The sequence below is a fragment of the Okeania sp. SIO3B5 genome (assembly GCF_010692555.1).
Lineage (GTDB): Bacteria > Cyanobacteriota > Cyanobacteriia > Cyanobacteriales > Microcoleaceae > Okeania.
The window spans coordinates 1,904-19,407 of record NZ_JAAHHG010000159.1 but is presented as its reverse complement, the minus strand read 5'-3'; the positions used below and the strand labels follow the sequence as shown (position 1 = coordinate 19,407).

General features: G+C 39.4%; 13 protein-coding genes and 1 pseudogene. 3 read left to right on the top strand and 11 right to left on the bottom strand.

Features of this window, described 5'->3' with window-relative positions; all coding sequences use genetic code 11:
- Positions 1-159: 159 nt before the first annotated feature.
- The 5 genes from F6K54_RS20835 to F6K54_RS20815 all read right to left on the bottom strand — a co-directional run bounded on the left by F6K54_RS20835 (position 160) and on the right by F6K54_RS20815 (position 4,158).
- On the bottom strand, positions 160-813 hold the full coding sequence (locus F6K54_RS20835) for a hypothetical protein (RefSeq protein ID WP_293081350.1): 654 nt from the start codon (positions 811-813) through the stop codon (positions 160-162).
- Between the two features lie 219 nt (positions 814-1,032).
- Positions 1,033-1,206 carry a DUF3368 domain-containing protein gene (locus tag F6K54_RS20830; RefSeq protein ID WP_293081348.1) on the bottom strand — a complete coding sequence of 58 codons (174 nt, stop codon included), beginning with the start codon at positions 1,204-1,206 and terminating at the stop codon, positions 1,033-1,035.
- 90 nt (positions 1,207-1,296) lie between these two features.
- Complete coding sequence (locus tag F6K54_RS43825; RefSeq protein ID WP_375341987.1) at positions 1,297-1,485, bottom strand: hypothetical protein; 189 nt, start codon at positions 1,483-1,485, stop codon at positions 1,297-1,299.
- 546 nt (positions 1,486-2,031) lie between these two features.
- Complete coding sequence (locus F6K54_RS20820) at positions 2,032-2,277, bottom strand: UPF0175 family protein (protein ID WP_293081345.1); 246 nt, start codon at positions 2,275-2,277, stop codon at positions 2,032-2,034.
- Positions 2,278-2,439: 162 nt separating this feature from the next.
- A complete protein-coding gene (locus F6K54_RS20815) occupies positions 2,440-4,158 on the bottom strand; it encodes a multicopper oxidase family protein (RefSeq protein ID WP_293081342.1) in 1,719 nt (572 codons plus the stop codon).
- A 544-nt stretch (positions 4,159-4,702) separates the two neighbouring features.
- On the opposite strand from F6K54_RS20815, the gene F6K54_RS20810 reads away from it, so the two are divergent.
- Positions 4,703-5,035 carry a hypothetical protein gene (locus F6K54_RS20810; RefSeq protein ID WP_293081339.1) on the top strand — a complete coding sequence of 111 codons (333 nt, stop codon included), beginning with the start codon at positions 4,703-4,705 and terminating at the stop codon, positions 5,033-5,035.
- Positions 5,032-5,472, top strand: coding sequence for a type II toxin-antitoxin system VapC family toxin (locus tag F6K54_RS20805; RefSeq protein WP_293081335.1), 441 nt, complete (start codon positions 5,032-5,034; stop codon positions 5,470-5,472). Before F6K54_RS20810 ends, F6K54_RS20805 begins: the two co-directional genes overlap by 4 nt.
- Before the next feature lie 1,052 nt (positions 5,473-6,524).
- Here the strand turns inward: F6K54_RS20805 and F6K54_RS20795 are convergent.
- Both F6K54_RS20795 and F6K54_RS20790 read right to left on the bottom strand, forming a co-directional pair.
- Positions 6,525-6,803, bottom strand: coding sequence for a hypothetical protein (locus F6K54_RS20795; protein ID WP_293081332.1), 279 nt, complete (start codon positions 6,801-6,803; stop codon positions 6,525-6,527).
- Between the two features lie 142 nt (positions 6,804-6,945).
- Positions 6,946-7,128 (bottom strand): annotated as a pseudogene (locus tag F6K54_RS20790) (hypothetical protein); the annotation flags it as partial.
- Positions 7,129-7,526: 398 nt separating this feature from the next.
- Here F6K54_RS20790 and F6K54_RS20785 point away from each other — a divergent pair.
- On the top strand, positions 7,527-7,862 hold the full coding sequence (locus F6K54_RS20785; RefSeq protein WP_293081327.1) for a hypothetical protein: 336 nt from the start codon (positions 7,527-7,529) through the stop codon (positions 7,860-7,862).
- Between the two features lie 35 nt (positions 7,863-7,897).
- On the opposite strand, the gene F6K54_RS20780 is transcribed toward F6K54_RS20785, so the two are convergent.
- From F6K54_RS20780 to F6K54_RS20765, 4 genes are all read right to left on the bottom strand, one after another.
- Entirely contained in the window at positions 7,898-8,221 is a 324-nt protein-coding gene (locus F6K54_RS20780; RefSeq protein WP_293081322.1) for a hypothetical protein, read from the bottom strand.
- Positions 8,222-8,631: 410 nt separating this feature from the next.
- Entirely contained in the window at positions 8,632-9,078 is a 447-nt protein-coding gene (locus F6K54_RS20775; RefSeq protein ID WP_293081320.1) for a multicopper oxidase domain-containing protein, read from the bottom strand.
- Positions 9,079-9,250: 172 nt separating this feature from the next.
- Positions 9,251-12,061: a preprotein translocase subunit SecA gene (gene secA / locus F6K54_RS20770; protein ID WP_293081318.1), complete on the bottom strand. Its 2,811-nt coding sequence runs from the start codon at positions 12,059-12,061 to the stop codon at positions 9,251-9,253.
- 382 nt (positions 12,062-12,443) lie between these two features.
- Positions 12,444-17,504 (bottom strand): Ig-like domain-containing protein (locus F6K54_RS20765; RefSeq protein WP_293081316.1); only part of this gene is annotated, 5,061 nt, incomplete at its 5' end.

Sequence of the window (17,504 nt, the reverse complement as noted above, 5' to 3'; positions counted from 1 at the left end):
CCAAATAACTTTTTTGCTAATTTTAGCTATGTTAATGTTAATTATTATAATGTTTACTTCTCCCCCACTCCCCTACTCCCCTACTCCCCTGCTCAAGAAAGCGTAGAAAAGTTTTTGAGAAATGGTATAACTTATCCCTCTTACCTATCCCTATCCCTCTTACCTTTCCCTCCTTCCCTCCCCCTCCCATCCCATTACTTGCCTTACTACTCCTCTTACTACTCCTCCATCTAATTGTCCTAATCCCAATTCCACATATTTATTTTGAACCGCTCCGGTTACCAATTCCACATATTGGTTCCTTATTTGGTCGTTTATAAGGTCATATTGAGCATATTGAGCAAAAGCTTCTTGTGTACCAACCACCACATCATGTACCAACCAGTCTATTACATCTTCCACCCCCTCATACCGAAAACCGCACAGATGGCTCCCTAATAAGTCTATAAGTACGGAACCCTCTTCTTCCACACAACGCGTCTTCCACTGTTCTAACGTGGGAATTTGTTGCCTCCCTTGACCCAATTCCCTTGACCAAACCCTTAACAGCGGATACACTTGATCTTGTTGAATTGGATGAGCGCATACCTCTCCTTCTTCTTGCCACAACTGCCATCGCACTGCTGGAAAATCCAACCCTACTTCCCCTTCTCCACATTCGATGATCTGATAACTATTTAATGAATTTTCGTTTATTGGATGATTTTGATTTAACCTCCATGTCGTTTCATTCGCTTGGGCTGGGTTAATACAAGCGTTCCACAAACACAAACACAACAGATAACAGCCTCTCATTTCAACATTTTCTCTCAATTTTAACTAACTACACTAATTAGACGTTCTAGCTTCTGGAATTCTGAATAACTATTATTAATAATTATTATTATTTTTACATTTTATAATAATTATTAATATTAATTTCCCCTATCTATTATCAGGTTGCGGTTGTAAGCTAGACCGACATATCTTTAAGCAAGAGCGATCGCGCTAGCGGTGTGGAGCATTATCGCCCCTTTCCAAACAAAGGAAATTTTAGGAGCGATCGCTATTAAACCAACACAACTTCACTCCCCCAGCAAATTGTAAAACCCTATTGTAGAGACTAACGCTAATCCGAAAATTATTTTCAGAAATTAACCGATCCAAAATTGGCTTAATTTCTAAAATCAGACCTTTTCTCTTAGCTTCCTGCAATACACCTAACAACCCACTTATTTTCCTGACAAAAAAAAGGTATCAAGCCTCCCCTTTCAAGGGGATAAAAAAAAAATAAACTCCAGTATTTCAATCCCGATGCTAAGTGCCAGAGGTGCTGATAACTGATAACTGATAACTGATAACTGAAATGACTCCCAACTCCAAAGCAACCCTTCTTCCTCTACGCTCGTCTAGCAGTAACAAATCTGCATCCAGTTCCAAAGCTAAAATAATTGCTTCTGCTTCTCCCATATCTAAATCAACTTGTATAGCGCTGTGCGCAGGCAACAGCTCATCTGGCAACAGCTCATCTGGGGGAATGAATTGCTGATAATATAAGACTTTTAGCTATTTGGCCCCTCCTGCAATTTGTAAATATACCAGCGCTCATTGCTGTAATACCAATTCCCAAAAGTATTGCTATACTTGGGTAAGACTTCAGTTATTAATTAATCAAAACAGGTAGAGTTACTTTTTTACTAAAAATAGCCCAATTAATGTTAATTATTCTTCCTTTTTACTTCTCCCCCACTCCCCCACTCCCCTACTCCCCTACTCAATAAAATGTAGAAAAGTTTTTGAGAAATGGTATAACTCCTCAACTCCCTGGCGATTTTCAACTGTCCGGTTTTCAATCCAATCTAAAATTTGAACCTCAACCGTACCTAGTATTGCTCTAAAGAAGCCATTTCATCATAAACTGCTTGAGGAATAATCACGCGATCTTCAACAATTAATAATTAATAATTAATAATTAATAATTACCTCTCCTTATAAAGAAGAGGATTGCTTAAAAAAATTCTTTTTACTTAGGTGAGGTATCGCTGACAACAATCATAACCTACCCATTTCCTGCAAAGTTTTAATATCCTCCTCAAACTCTTCAACATCGTAATGGATGCAAATACCCCGTTCAGAAATCTCCCGCTGAAACTCTAACAAATTAATTCCAGCCAAACGACGAGCTCTACCAATACTAATTCTATCTTGTTGAAATAACATAATAGCAATTTCCAACTTTAATTGTGCTTCGGACATTCTAGCCGATAACAGCACGTCATCAGGAATAACTACACTCATTTTTTATTTATCTCCTTTTGATTCTCGAACAGTGCACTCGTGCTGTTTTTTTTTTTGATTACAGCTTATCTGTGGAGTAGTTATACTTCTGTAAAAACGGTGCGTTACGCTTCGCTAACACACCCTACCGGATTAATGGAACTTGGATTTACATTGCTCTTTTTATCCCTTTCCCATTATTCTCACATTCCTCATCATCCCTTGGTCTTCGTGAATCAGAATATGACAATGCAGAACAAACTTCCCATCATAATCTGAAAACCGATGACGAATTGCGATCGCAGTTTTATTAACAGCAACCGTATCCCACCAACGCCAGTTTGACGGCACATCCTCTTTTTCTGGATCGATTAAATCCCCCTTTATTTGGAAATGATTCACATGAATGTGGAACGGATGAGGAGATTCAGATGGATTTGATAACACCCATTGTTCCGCAGTATTCAGCTCCAGAATATAGTCGTGGGATTCTGGATCATAAGGTTCTCCATTAATATAATAATGCCTTAAACCTCCTCCCGATGCTCTGGAAAAACTAACCTTTCGTGGTACATTCAAAGAACCTTTCCCAGAACTCTTAATCTCACGATCGCTAATCGGTTGCAGATAATCAGGCAACTCTCCCTCAATCATATCTGGGATTTTTCCACCCGCATCACTTTCTCCCTTAACCTTGATGTAAGCTAACACTTGTCTGTTTATATTCGATCGCCTGACATTCATAGTCTCATACCTATCCTTAACCAGTTTATAATCACCTTTTGGCAGATTAACCAGAAAATCAGCCCGATTTCCAGGAGAAAGTTCCCAACCATCTTGATAAGGCTGATAATTACTATTACCAACTTTTTGAGGACGATGACCATAAAAAGAAACGCCATCAACTGCAATTAGATACATATCCTGTAATTCTGAATTTTCACACCTCAAACCGATATCCTGTTCATCTATACATTTGTATAATTTCAGAGTCATTAGTCCGCCATCAGTTCCGGTAGCATTGATAAACCGCCACCGTTGTAGGGTATGAGCATTATCTATAGTTAAAGTAGGTTGGTACTCTCCGTGAATTAGGAAATGTGTTTTGATGTTGTTCTTATCTGCTCTATAAAAATCATTTCCATTAGAAACATCCATAACTTCTTGCATCAACCAGATTTTATCATTGTCGTCTGTCACCCCCAATTTATTTTTCTCATCTTCTGGAATAATAATCGCTCCAGCCATACCGCTAGCAGTTTGAATCGCAGTCGAACCGTGGTGGTGGCCGTGATACCAGTGAGTTCCAGGGGCGTGAAAGTTAGGAATGTCAACCCTATATTGATGCTCTCCACCATCGGGTTCAACCTTTACGAAGACATCATCAGCAGAAACCCCACCATCAGTTTTTGGGGAAACGTGGAATCCATGAAAGTGTACGTTGGTGGTATTGAAGCACGCAGGTTTATTGTCGTGTTGCGACTCTTTGCAGGTGTTCCCTGCTGACTGGTTGTTAGGAGGTAGATTATTGATAAACTTGAATTCAATTTTTTCCCCTGCATTGCGTCTCAAAGTCGGTCCGGGTATTGAGTTGTTATAAAGACGCACGGAGATGGGAACGCCCTCATTTCCATCATTCCCTGGAAGAGTTAACTGATGTTGTGCTACGCGCAACTCTTTTCCTGTGAATTCTATGGGATCGCGAAATTTAGTGTATTTATAGGGTTGAGGTGGAGGAAACTTAGAGGTGGTTAATCTGGCGAGCGAGCGATAAAGGAAAATCAAAGTAGTAGTAGCAGCAGCTATTCCAGTTCCTAAAAATGTTCGTCTACTTATCCTTAATTTTCGGGTATTTGGTTCTGAGTTTTCCCTGGGTTTTTGCTTATGGTTTGGCTGGTTCATTTGTTTTAGATAATATTTGTAAAGTAGAAGGATTTTATGAAAGTTTAACACTCTATGGCGTTGCTGATTATGGGTATGATGCAAGCCCCCCTAGCCCCCCAATTTTGGGGGGAATAAAACTCTAAAAGTCCCCCTCCCGTCCCCCTTTTTATCCCCCTCCCGTCCCCCTTGGAAAGGGGGAAGCCAGATGTTGCTTCGCTTTTTGTTGAATGGGGGAAGCCAGAGGATGCTGCGCTTTTTGTTAAATGGGGATTTAGGGGGCCTGACCAGAACCAAACAATCGCGCATTCATACTTCAATTCAGCAACGCCCTATTCCTAAATAGTTTGAAAAGTGACTCTATCTGCGCGTACTTTTTCCCATGCTTACAGAGTAACACACTATGTTTGATAAATGCGAACAGAGTTGAAAATTTTTTGATAACTCTAAAGTCAGCATTATATTTTTGCTGAAAGCGATCGCCCTGCAAAAATAAAGCAAGTGAGTGAGCATTTCTCAATTTACTCAAAATAATGATACAATAGGAAAAATTACCAAAACATTTATGTTCAGAGAAAAAATGACAGAATATCCATATCAACCACTGGTTTTAGAACCAGAGCAGTATAACGCCCTGTTCCAGTTAGCTACTCAAAAACATCAGACAGTCTCTGAAGTTGCTGTGGAAGTAGTGCGTCTGGGATTAGAAACCCTGAAACAAAGAGGCGATGGAACTTCTGATGAAGGCGATCGCGAATATCAAAAAGCTTTAGAATGTTTAAATTCTCTCCGAGCAGAAATTCAACAAACTCATGGCATCTATTCAGGCGATCTGGTTGCGGAAGTTAGAACCGAACGAGAAGAGCAAATAGAGAGAATAATTACAGGGGAACTATGAAAATTGTACCCGACTCAAATATAATTTTAGCTTTGGCGATCCCCCTACCCTATACATCAGTTTCTTTGGCAAAAATGCAGGAGTGGCAACAAGAAAATACAGAATTAATAGTCCCCAGTTTGTGGAGTTACGAAATCGTTTCTAGTCTCCGCAAGGGAATGGCGATCGGTAGAATATCTTCTGAACAAGCGATCGCTGCACTCGAATCTATTTTGGCTATGGGAATCACAGAAATTCCACCCACGCTTAGGTTACACCAGCTTGCTCTGGAATGGTCTGTTCGACTAAAGCAAACTGTTGCTTATGATGCTGCTTACTTAGCTTTGGCAGAATCACAACAAGCACATTTTTGGACTGCAGATAGGCGACTTGTGGATGCTGCTAATAACTGCGGAGCATCTTGGGTACATCATATTGGTGAGTTACAGACTGGGTAATTAATTAGAGGAAATCGGAAAGGCGATCGCCTAGCAGTGCGGATACTATGGCTACCCAGCAGTATTCTGGCTTCGATGCGATATTGACAAGAGATGGCTAAATACCTTTCTTGCTGATAACTGATAACTAATAACTAATAACTGAAAATAGGCACTTTACAAATTTTGCTGATAACTGATAACTGATAACTGATAAGCTGCAGGGTTACGTCTGGGGTTTACTTATGCTTTTAGCAATTACGGTAGTTATGCACAATTGACTGATGATGGTTTGACGGAATGGCATCCCGCTTTTCTGGAATTGGCCACAACCTTATAGCCCACATTCCGCACGTCAATTTGTAACATGAAAAGTAGTATGAAAAAACCATCTTGATTCAGTATTTATACGGTATAAATTATCTTCATTGACCTGGATCGAGAATCAAATTATCAGGAAAGTATTAAGTATAAATACTCAATTATCACCACTACTATTTTCTTCTGAATTCTGGATTCTGGATTCTGGATTCTGGATTCTTTATACTACATTTTGTCGTGCGGAATGTAGGTTATAGCGCTTTTCACATGGATAGACTACAGTTAGTATGGGCAACCCAAAAGCATTTTTCTACTCCCTACTCCCTACTCCCTACTCCCTACTCCCTACTCTAAGCGCCAAAAATAATTTTGTGGTCTACTCAAATGAAAAGCGCTGTAGAGAAATGTGCTAAACGGTATCGGAAATTTTGTAAGCGGTATACTCCTAAAAAGAAAAAAACAACTCCCGGCCGTAATTGGGGGAGTTGCTTTTTGAACAAAATGACTAAGGGTTATCAGGCCAAACCAAAGGTTAGGGAAGAGGTTCCTGGACAGTTGAACTTAGAACTAGAGACGTTCTAGGAGGTGTACCAGGTAGAACCGTTGGGAAGTTGGTTTGGCTCAAAGACTTCCCACATATTTATTACAGCAAATGGGGCGAGGATGATGGGGTAACTACAGGGTGAGAAGGTGATGCTAATATTATTTTCTACCCATCTGAAATTATTCTACCCCTTACCCCCCTCATCTACTTATTTAAAACTACACCCAACAAACTCATAACTACCATCTACATCATATACACCAAAAGCATCTCCTCCCTGCTGTTTACACAATTTCATTATTTCCTCATAATTTTTATAATTATCTCCATTTTTGTTTTTTATAACTTCAATGTTTCCATTTGCAAGAAATGTATATCCCGCTTTCTTGAGATCCTGGTTAAAGGTACTTTGGTTCGCCTCCGCTGGAGCAGCTACGCCTAAAATCAAACACAACAGACAAAAGCCTAACACTAATTTTTTCAACATTTTTCCAATTTTTAATCAAATAACTACACTTGATTAGACGATGGAGATATGGAATTCTGACCAATCTTTACTTTTATTAATAATTAAAAAATTTTATCTATCTCATAATAATTACTAATAATCAAAAAATGCTGAATGAAAACTACACCGTCTCTGCTACAGTAGTCTGCACCCCAGGTTGCGGCTGGAACTGGAACATAGAATAAACCACATTCCGACGAATATGCGTCATCATATCCAAGAACAACTCATAACCCTCACTCTTATACTCAATCAACGGATCTTTCTGACTATAACCCCGCAAACCAACGGACTCCCGCGAGGCTATTTCTAACAGTGACTCGGACCGAATTCTCAAAACTCTGCGCTATATTCATGCCAACCCGAAAGCAGCAGGGTTTACCGAATAATTAATAATTAATAATTAATAATTAACAATTAAATATAGCAATTCCCACAGTTATGAAGTAAAGTTATGATCCTCCGCGCATCCCCCTTAAAAAGGTGGACTTCCAGTTCCCCCCTTCTCAAGGGGGGTTAGGGGGGATCGAAAGAACTGTACCTCACTAGCTTGGGAAATGCTATAACTCAGGTTGAAAGCTTCCCCTTTCAAGGGAAAAAAAGAAACTTTTTTCTTTGAGCCTCAATTCTCTCCCTAAAAAGAAGAGGTAATTATTAATTATTAATTATTAATTATTAATTGTTGAAGGTAGTTATGCACAATTGACTGATGATGGCTTGACGGAATGGCATCCCGCTTTTCTGGAGTTGGCTACAACCTTAGAGGAATGTGCCAAACGGTATCGGGAGTTTTGTAAGCGGTACACTCCTAAAAAGAAAAAAACAACTCCCCGCCGTAATTGGGGGAGTTGCTTTTTAGACAAAATGACTAAGGGTTTTCAGGCCAAACCAAGGGGTAGGGAAGGGGTTCCTGGACAGTTGAACTTAGACCTGGAGGGGTACCAGGAGGTGTACCAGGTAGACCCGTTGGGAAGTTGGTTTGGCTCAAAGGCTTCCCATATATTTATTACAGTAAATGGGGCGAGGATGATGGGGTAACTACAGGGTGGGTGGAGGATGCTAATATTATTTGATTACTTCATCTCATCATTATTAAAAAATTCATTAGTGTCAAATATACACAAACCAAAATTTTTCAGATTATCGCTTTTACATGCCTCCTCTGCTCCACACTTATCAATTACATCAGTCCTCTGCTTCTCTAATAGTTCACTCCACTTTAACACTCCTGTGCCGACTTTCTTTCCTAATACTGTGTAAATCAGTAAATCACCAGTATCGCATTTTCCAATTTTTTCCACAGTAGTATCCGTTTTTTGACTTATAGTATATCCATTTTTATCGCACCATGAAACAAAACTTCCACTTCCTGCTATGGCTGGAGCCTGATTAGACATAAATATCAGACACAACAGACAAAAGCCTACCACAAATCTTTTCAACATTTTTCAATCAGACACTATGAACTACACTTATTAGACGTTCTAGATTAGGAATTCTGACCAATCTTTCCCTTTTTATTTATTAAAAAAAATTATTTTCTTTATAATAATTATTTATAATTATTTTTTTCTCTTCCCCTGCTGCTTCTGCCCCTGCCGCCCCCGTAGTCTGCACCGATTGATTACCAGCTAATCTATGGGGTTGATTACACTTCCGTGAAGACGGTGGGTTACTACTGAACTTTTTGAATCAGGACTTACGCAGTACCGCTATATATGGCGTATAGTTTGGTCAATATTCCCGATGTTTACACTATTATTAGTGCTGTTGCGTAAGTCCTGTGAATGCCAAAACTCTTCAATTATCAATTATCCATTATTCTCACATTTCTCATCATCCCTTGATCTTCGTGAATCAGAATATGACAATGCAGAACAAACTTTCCATCGTAATCTGAGAACCGATGACGAATTGTGACGGGAGTTTGATTAACAGCAACCGTATCCCACCAACGCCAGTTTGACGGCACATCCTCTTTATCTAGATCGATTAAATCCCCCTTTGTTTGGAAATGATTGACATGAATGTGGAACGGATGAGGAGAGTCAGATGGATTTGATAACACCCATTGTTCGGCAGTATTCATCTCCAGAATATAGTCCTGGGATTCTGGATCGTATGGTTCTCCATTAATATAATAATGTCTGAGACCACCTCCCAATGCTCTGGAAAAACTAACCTTTCGTGGTAGCTTCAAGGAACCCTCCCCAGAACTCTTAATCTGGCGATCGCTAATCTGTTGTTCGCTCAACAAATTGATAATGGATAATGATTAAAATTTTAAACTTTGAGTAACAAGCAAACTTTCTGAATGCAAAAAGCTTTGGTAGGGTGCGTTAATGAAATGTAACGCACCATCTATTATGTCTTTGGTGCATTACGCTGACGCTAACACACCCTACTGGACTAGGGGGTTAGGTTCTTCACACCGTCTCTGCCGCCGTAGTCTGCACCGAAGGTTGCGGCTGGAACTGGAACATAGAATAAACCACATTCCGACGAATATCCGTCATCATATCCAAAAACAACTCATAACCCTCACTCTTATACTCAATCAACGGATCTTTCTGACCATAACCCCGCAAACCAACAGACTCCCGCAACGCATCCATCTGCTGCAAATGCTCCCGCCACAAAGTATCAATCTGCTGCAAAATAAAGAAACGTTCCGCATCTCGCATCAAACCACCACGAATCTGATTAACCTGCGCTTCCTTAATATCATAAGCATTCCTCACCTGCTCATGCATAAAAGTCTTAATATCATCCATCGACAAATCAAATAACTGTTCCGGTGTTAAATCTGCCAACAAATACACAAACTCCTTCACCTTACTTACCAACTTATCCAACTCCCACTCCTCCGAAGGCAACTCAGGATTAATATACGCCTCCACAATATCATCCATAGTTTGCTCCGCATACTTAATCACCTGTTCCTTCAAATCCCTACCTTCCAATACCCGTCGGCGTTCCGCATAAATTGCCCGACGTTGATTATTCATCACCTCGTCGTACTCAAACACCTGCTTCCGCATATCATAATAATAAGTTTCCACCTTCTTCTGAGCACCTTCCAACGAACGAGTCAATAACCCAGATTCAATTGGCATATCTTCCTCAACCCCAAACGCTTGCATCATTCCAGCAACACGATCGCCACCAAAAATCCGTAATAAGTTATCGTCCAAACTCAAGAAAAATCTAGTCGAACCAGGGTCTCCTTGCCGCCCCGCTCTACCCCGCAACTGATTATCAATACGCCTTGACTCATGGCGCTCAGTACCAATAACGTGCAACCCACCAAGATTTATCACATTATCATGTTCCTTATCTGTATAACCTTCATATTCTTTGCGAATCAAATTGTACACCTCCCGTAACTTTTGAATTACCGGGTCTTGAATAGGAGCTTTTTCCGCAGCGATCGCCACCTTATCTTCCACCACCAACTCAGGTAGCGCTCTCTCTCCCCACTCTTGCACCGCAAAACTTACCGTCTCCTTCAACATCTTTTCAGTTTGTGGCGACAACTTAACTGGAAAAATTTCTGGCGACACTTTCCAGGTTTTCACCTTCTTCTGTTCGCCAAAACCTTTAGCTGAATTTTGCTTTTTAGCTCCTGGTACGCGGATCATACCCATACCATCATCTTCTTCCGGTTTAACAACCCTCGGCATCAGATACTCCCGAACTTTCAACCTTGCCATATACTCAGCATTTCCGCCCAAAATAATATCAGTACCTCGACCTGCCATATTAGTAGCAATAGTAACTGTACCCTTACCCCCTGCTTGTGCCACAATTTCTGACTCTCGCTCCACATTTTCTGGTTTAGCATTCAGCAGTTGGTGGGGAATTTTCAGTTGAGCAAGTAACCTAGAAAGTAACTCTGATTTTTCCACACTGGTTGTACCCACCAAAACTGGGCGACCTGCTGTGTGCATTTCCGCACATTCATTAGCGATCGCTTGCCATTTCCCTTGTTCTGTTTTATAAACCACATCTGATAAATCTGCTCTACCAGTTGGTCTATTAGTCGGTACAATTGTCACTTGTAGATTATAAATCTTCTCAAATTCCGTTTCCTCTGTTTTTGCCGTTCCCGTCATCCCCGATAATTTCGGATAAAGTAAGAAGAAATTTTGATAAGTAATAGTTGCCAATGTTTGAGTTTCTGGCTGAATATCCACCCTTTCTTTAGCTTCGATCGCCTGATGCAAACCATCACTCCAACGTCGTCCTGGCATTACTCTTCCTGTAAATTCATCAACAATAACTACTTCCTCATCACGAACAATATAGTTAACATCTTTGATAAATAATTCTTTTGCCTTCAAAGCATTAAATACAAAATGTGCCCAAGGATCTTCTGGGTTATATAAATCTTGTACTCCCAATAACTGTTCTGCTTGAGCAAAACCCTCATCGCTCAATAACACATTACGAGCTTTTTCATCTACTTCATAATGTTCTTTTTCTTTATCCAAAGCTGCTGCAATTTCTGCTGCTTTAATATACTTTTCACTAGGTCTTTCTACCTGCCCAGAAATAATCAGAGGAGTCCGTGCTTCATCTACTAATACAGAGTCAACTTCGTCAATAGTGCAAAAATTAAATGGACGTTGTACTACCTCATCCATGCTAGTTGCCATATTATCGCGCAAGTAGTCAAATCCAACTTCACTGTTAGTAGCATAAGTAATGTCGCAGGCATAATTTTTTTTCCGTTCTTCTGGATTCATTCCCTGTTGAATTAATCCTACAGTTAAACCCAGAAACCTATGGACTTGTCCCATCCATTCTGCATCTCGTCTAGCTAAGTAGTCATTAACCGTAATTACATGGACGCCTTTACCTGCTAGGCCATTTAAGTATGCTGGTAAGGTCGATACAAGAGTTTTACCCTCTCCTGTTTTCATTTCTGCGATTTGGCCTTGATGCAAAATAATGCCCCCCAAAAGTTGGACATCAAAGTGTCGCATACCTAGCACTCGCTTTCCTGCTTCTCGGACTACTGCAAAAGCTTCAGGTAGAATTTCTTCTAATATTTCTTTTTCTTCGTCCTTAGATGTTGCTTTTTCTAGAGCTTGTCTAAATTCTCCTGTTTTAGCCCTTAGCTCTTCGTCTGAAAGTTGTTGAATATCTTCTTCGAGAATATTAATCTCTGTTACCCAAGGTTGAAATTTCTTGAGTTTGCGTGCGTTGGGGTCTCCGAGAAGTTTTTTGAACATAGTTGTTATTTCAGTTAAATTCCAATGATTAATTGCCAAAATGGTTATTGAAATACCATTTTTTATAAATTATGTCAAGATATATTTTTGGTTGTTAAAAAATGGGTATGAGTTATTTTATATTTTATCTCAACGTTGGTTGAAGACCCGCGCTCTCCCGTTTTGCTAGGGCATAATATCATGTCCGGTAGCATCGGAGCGTGTATAAAATTAAGGTTACACTCTTGAGAAAACCTTCTGCCTCCTGCCTCCTGCCTCCTGCCTTCCTTAGAAAACCTTCTGCCTCCTGCCTCCTGCCTCCTGCCTTCGGACAACCATTGTCTAATTATTCAACCGGACATGATATTACTTCTTCCTTCTTCCTTCTTCCTTCTTCCTTCTGCTATATGCTTATTTTTGGCTGTAATGTAAACTGCAAATTATCAATACCAATTTCTGTAGACTCACTGCCAATAGCAATAAACTGAGTATCTTCTGGAATGAAAATACCTTGACGGCTAAAGTTACTGAAATTATTTGGTTGGCCAGGAACAGAAATAGTCGGACTTAAAGTTGCTCCTTGGCCAATATCCTGACTATTTTCATTGAAAAACCTCACATTGTGACTTCTGTTAGGAGAAGAATAGTCAAACGAAAAATTACCAAACTCAATTTCACCTATCCGCTCGATAACTTCAGCTAAGTCAATGACAATAGCATCCAGCTCAAACCCTAATTGTTGGTCTGGTATATCGTAGGCAATAACAGTATTATTGTTAGTCGTACCATCAAATCTTCCTTGGCCTCCTTCATTCCTACTTACTAAAGCTACAGTATTAGGAGAAAATCGAATGTTAGCAGGACCTTGAGGTGGATTAACTTGAACAGACCTCACAAAATCAAAATTGTTAAATTCATTATCAAAACCCAATACCCTAGTAGTAAAAGGTTGAGATGGCGGGGATATAATTTCATCATCAATAATTTCTAAAGTAGCAGGTTGACCAACAGTTGCCCCACCTGTAACGTTACTTAAACTTAAATTGACAGTTTCCGTATTCTCAACTGAGCTGTCATTAATAATAGGAATACTAACAGTTTGTTGGGTTTCTTCATCTGCAAAGAAAATAGTTTCAGGAACAGGGTTGCCATAATCAATACCTTGGGTTGCTGTACCATTGGAAAGGTTAATATTGGCACTAACTACTCCATCATTTCCACCAGTACGAATGACTGTCACCGTAGCAGTAGGTTCATTTTCTGTCACGCTAAAAGTGGGGTTGCTAAATTGGAGAGTACCTGGGCTGCCAATGCTATAACCAAAGTCAATATTATTGAGGTTTTCCCCAGAAGACAGGGTGACAGGAAACTCTTGAGTTATAAGAGTGGCATCAGGTTGAGGAGTAATTGTTCTGATGGTATAAGTATTTGGTGATAGGTTAGATAAAGTGTAGATACCAGACTGGTTTGTAACTGTTGTTTGTTCGTTGGAGTCAGGAATGCCATTTTGATTGGTATCTATAAAAACTGTGACATTTGCTAATGCTGTTTCTCCTGGTTCAAGAAAACCATTTTGGTTAGTGTCGTCAAATATAATCCCACTAATACTGCCAGAAGGTGGGGAGTCTACAGTTACATTAACTGTGGCAGTGGAGTTAGGAGTATTATTATTGCCATCTGAAATTTGATAAGTAAAGGTATCTGTTCCGCTGAACCCTGGGGATGGGGTGTAGATAATTTGGTTATTATTAATAGTGGCATTATTTCCGGCGGTGGTTAAATTATCTACGGTAATAATATTGAGAGATTCTCCTGTATCGTTTGCTAAAACATCTATAGTTATGGGAGTATTTGCATTAGTAGAGGCAGTGTCATTTTCAGCTACGGGAATTACTTGATTTGGTGTGACTGTAATGTTAACTGTAGCGCTAGAGTTGGGAGTATTATTATTGCCATCTGAAATTTGATAAGTAAAGGTATCTGTTCCGCTGAACCCTGGGGATGGGGTGTAGATAATTTGGTTATTATTAATAGTGGCATTATTTCCGGCGGTGGTTAAATTATCTACCAGAATAATATTGAGAGATTCTCCTGTGTCGTTTGCTAAGACATCTATAGTTATGGGTGTATTTGCATTAGTAGAGGCGGTGTCATTTTCAGCTACGGGAATTACTTGGTTTGGTGTGACTGTAATGTTAACTGTAGCGCTAGAGTTGGGAGTATTATTATTGCCATCATCAATAGTATAAGTGAAAGTATCTATTCCACTGAACCCTGGTGATGGTGTGTAGATAATTTGGTTATTATTAATAGTGGCATTATTTCCGGCGGTGGTTAAATTATCTACGGTAATAATATTGAGAGATTCTCCTGTGTCGTTTGCTAAGACATCTATAGTTATGGGTGTATTTGCTGTAGTAGAAACTGTGTCATTTTCAGCTACGGGAATTACTTGGTTTGGTGTAACTGTAATGTTAACTGTAGCGCTAGAGTTGGGAGTATTATTATTGCCATCATCAATAGTATAAGTGAAAGTATCTGTTCCACTGAACCCTGGTGATGGGGTGTAGATAATTTGGTTATTATTAATAGTGGCATTATTTCCGGCGGTGGTTAAATTATCTACGGTAATAATATTGAGAGATTCTCCTGTATCGTTTCCTAAGACATCTATAGTTATGGGTGTATTTGCATTAGTAGAGGCGGTGTCATTTTCAGCTACGGGAATTACTTGGTTTGGTGTAACTGTAATATTAACTGTAGCGCTAGAGTTGGGAGTATTATTATTGCCGTCTGAAATTTGATAAGTAAAGGTATCTGTTCCACTGAACCCTGGTGATGGGGTGTAGATAATTTGGTTATTATTGATAGTGGCATTATTTCCGGCGGTGGTTAAATTATCTACGGTAATAATATTGAGAGATTCTCCTGTATCGTTTGCTAAGACATCTATAGTTATGGGAGTATTTGCTGTAGTAGAGGCTGTGTCATTTTCAGCTATGGGAACTTGTTGCTCTGATACATCGTAAGCAAAGTTAATATTACTAACACTTTCACCAGCAGGAATAGTTACAGGAAATGGAAACTGTTGCAGAGGTAAGTCGGGAGAACGAACTGCTGTGAGAGTATACTCAATATTTGGTAATAAATTGGAGAAATTGTAAACACCTGATGAGTCAGTAACAGTTGTTTGTTGAATCGGAATATCGTTCTCAATTCCACTGAGATTTACACTGACATTATTGAGTCCAGTTTCTCCAGGATCGAGAAGATCATTATCATTTAGGTCGTCGAATACTGTACCACTAATACTCCCTGGGTTAACTAGCGGTGCATTACCAAAATTTTGATTGGGAAGAATTTGGTTAGCTATAACTGTAACATTTCGGTCAGGGGTAGTTTGGGTAAAACCTGCTTGCTGAACTTCTCGCAGAATATAATCCTCCGGCAGAATACCTGTAATAACATAACTGCCATCGTTATTGGTAATAGCGCTGGGTTCTCCCGTCTCAAAATTATTATTGTTATTAATATCCAGATAAACCCGAAAACCAGGGATTCCTACTTCGCCAGAATTTTGAATCCCATCTCCGTTATCATCTTGAAATTTTATCCCGCTGATACTACCAAACCCTGGTGGAATTTCAATAACATTAGCAGTAACAATATTTGTAGGTATTCCATCCACAAAAAATTCTAAATTTGTGCCAATACCATCAATACTTCCACTATGAAAAATGTCAAAATTAGCCGTAACATCCTCAACTGCTGTAACCGTTACAGTTTGCGGAGTAGTGCCATTTTCTTCATCAAAACTCCGGATAATAGGAATCCCTGCACCTGCACCAATATCAATTTGAGGGGGTGGAGTAATTGTAATATCAACGGGAGTAGTCGGACTACTAGCTAAAACTATATTGTAAGTATCAGAGTTTCCAGCAGTCAGAATAGTATTGCCATCAGATTCAGTAATAATGACTTGTGGGTTAGTTTCAATTTCTTCGTCATTATCAGTAATGTCAACCGTGACTTGGGATATTTCTATGAGATTATAATTAAAGTCATCACTAATAGCTTGATGAATAATTCTGCTAAGGTGTTGTCCTCCTTCTAGAATATCGTCGTCTATTGCTGAAATTGTTATCGGTTGAGGAATATTCCAGTTTTCCGGGGTAAAGTTGATAGAGGTAGGAACAGTCTGAACTTGATCGTCCGTATTAAGGTTGATAGTAACATCTGCTGTCGGAGGCGTTGTTAATACTATTTCATAATTACCCAGACCTCCATCTTCTGTAACAGTTGTTTGTTGAGGAGTAATAGAAACAGCCGCAGTATCATTATCTGTAATATCTACTGTTACTTGAGAAGCTTGAATAGCATTATAACTTTCATCTGTACTAATAACTTGATGACTAATTGTACCGATGTGGTTGTCTTCTGCAATTAAGTCATCTAAAGCTGCAACTGGAATTTGTTGGGGTATATTCCAGTTAGTATCGTCAAAAGTAATCGAATTTATCGGTAGAATTTGGTTTCCTGTATCAAAATTTATAGTAACTTGAGCAGTAGGTTGTGTAGTCAAAACTACTTCATAACTGCCTGTTGCCCCACCCTCCGTTGCATCAATATCAGTGGGATTAATAGAAACTCCGGCAGTATCATTATCTGTAATATTAGTAGTAACTTGGGAAATTTCCAGACCGTTGTAATTAATATCCTCACTGGTAGCTACATGACTAATTGTACCGATATGGTTTCCTTCAACAATTAAGTCATCTATAGCAGCAACATTTATAGGTCGCCCTACATTCCAGTTCGTTTGGTCAAAAGTAATAGGAGCTATAGGTTGAATTTGGTTTCCTGTATCAAAGTTAATCGTAACTTCAGCAGTAGGTTGTGTAGTCAAAACCACTTCATAACTACCTGTTGCCCCACCCTCCGTTGCATCAATATCAGTGGGATTAATAGAAACTCCGGCAGTATCATTATCTGTAATATTAGTAGTAACTTGGAAAATTTCCAGACCGTTGTAATTAATATCCTCACTGGTAGCTACATGACTAATTGTACCGATATGGTTTCCTTCAACAATTAAGTCATCTATAGCAGCAACATTTATCGGTCGCCCTACATTCCAGTTCGTTTGGTCAAAAGTAATTGGAGCGATAGGTTGAATTTGGTTTCCTGTATCAAAGTTAATCGTAACTAAGGCAGTAGGTTGTGTAGTCAAAACTACTTCATAACTGCCTGTTGCCCCACCCTCCGTTGCATCAATATCAGTGGGATTAATAGAAACTCCGGCAGTATCATTATCTGTAATATTAGTAGTAACTTGGGAAATTTCCAGACCGTTGTAATTAATATCCTCACTGGTAGCTACATGACTAATTGTACCGATATGGTTTCCTTCAACAATTAAGTCATCTATAGCAGCAACATTTATCGGTCGCCCTACATTCCAGTT

Bases quoted from the DNA above. Each gene is read 5' to 3' on its own strand.
- secA (WP_293081318.1), bottom strand. From the start codon at position 12,061: ATGTTCAAAAAACTTCTCGGAGACCCCAACGCACGCAAACTCAAGAAA.
- F6K54_RS20780 (WP_293081322.1), bottom strand. From the start codon at position 8,221: ATGTCTAATCAGGCTCCAGCCATAGCAGGAAGTGGAAGTTTTGTTTCA.
- F6K54_RS20815 (WP_293081342.1), bottom strand. From the start codon at position 4,158: ATGAACCAGCCAAACCATAAGCAAAAACCCAGGGAAAACTCAGAACCA.
- F6K54_RS20810 (WP_293081339.1), top strand. From the start codon at position 4,703: ATGTTCAGAGAAAAAATGACAGAATATCCATATCAACCACTGGTTTTA.
- F6K54_RS20820 (WP_293081345.1), bottom strand. From the start codon at position 2,277: ATGAGTGTAGTTATTCCTGATGACGTGCTGTTATCGGCTAGAATGTCC.
- F6K54_RS20795 (WP_293081332.1), bottom strand. From the start codon at position 6,803: ATGTTGAAAAAATTAGTGTTAGGCTTTTGTCTGTTGTGTTTGATTTTA.
- F6K54_RS20805 (WP_293081335.1), top strand. From the start codon at position 5,032: ATGAAAATTGTACCCGACTCAAATATAATTTTAGCTTTGGCGATCCCC.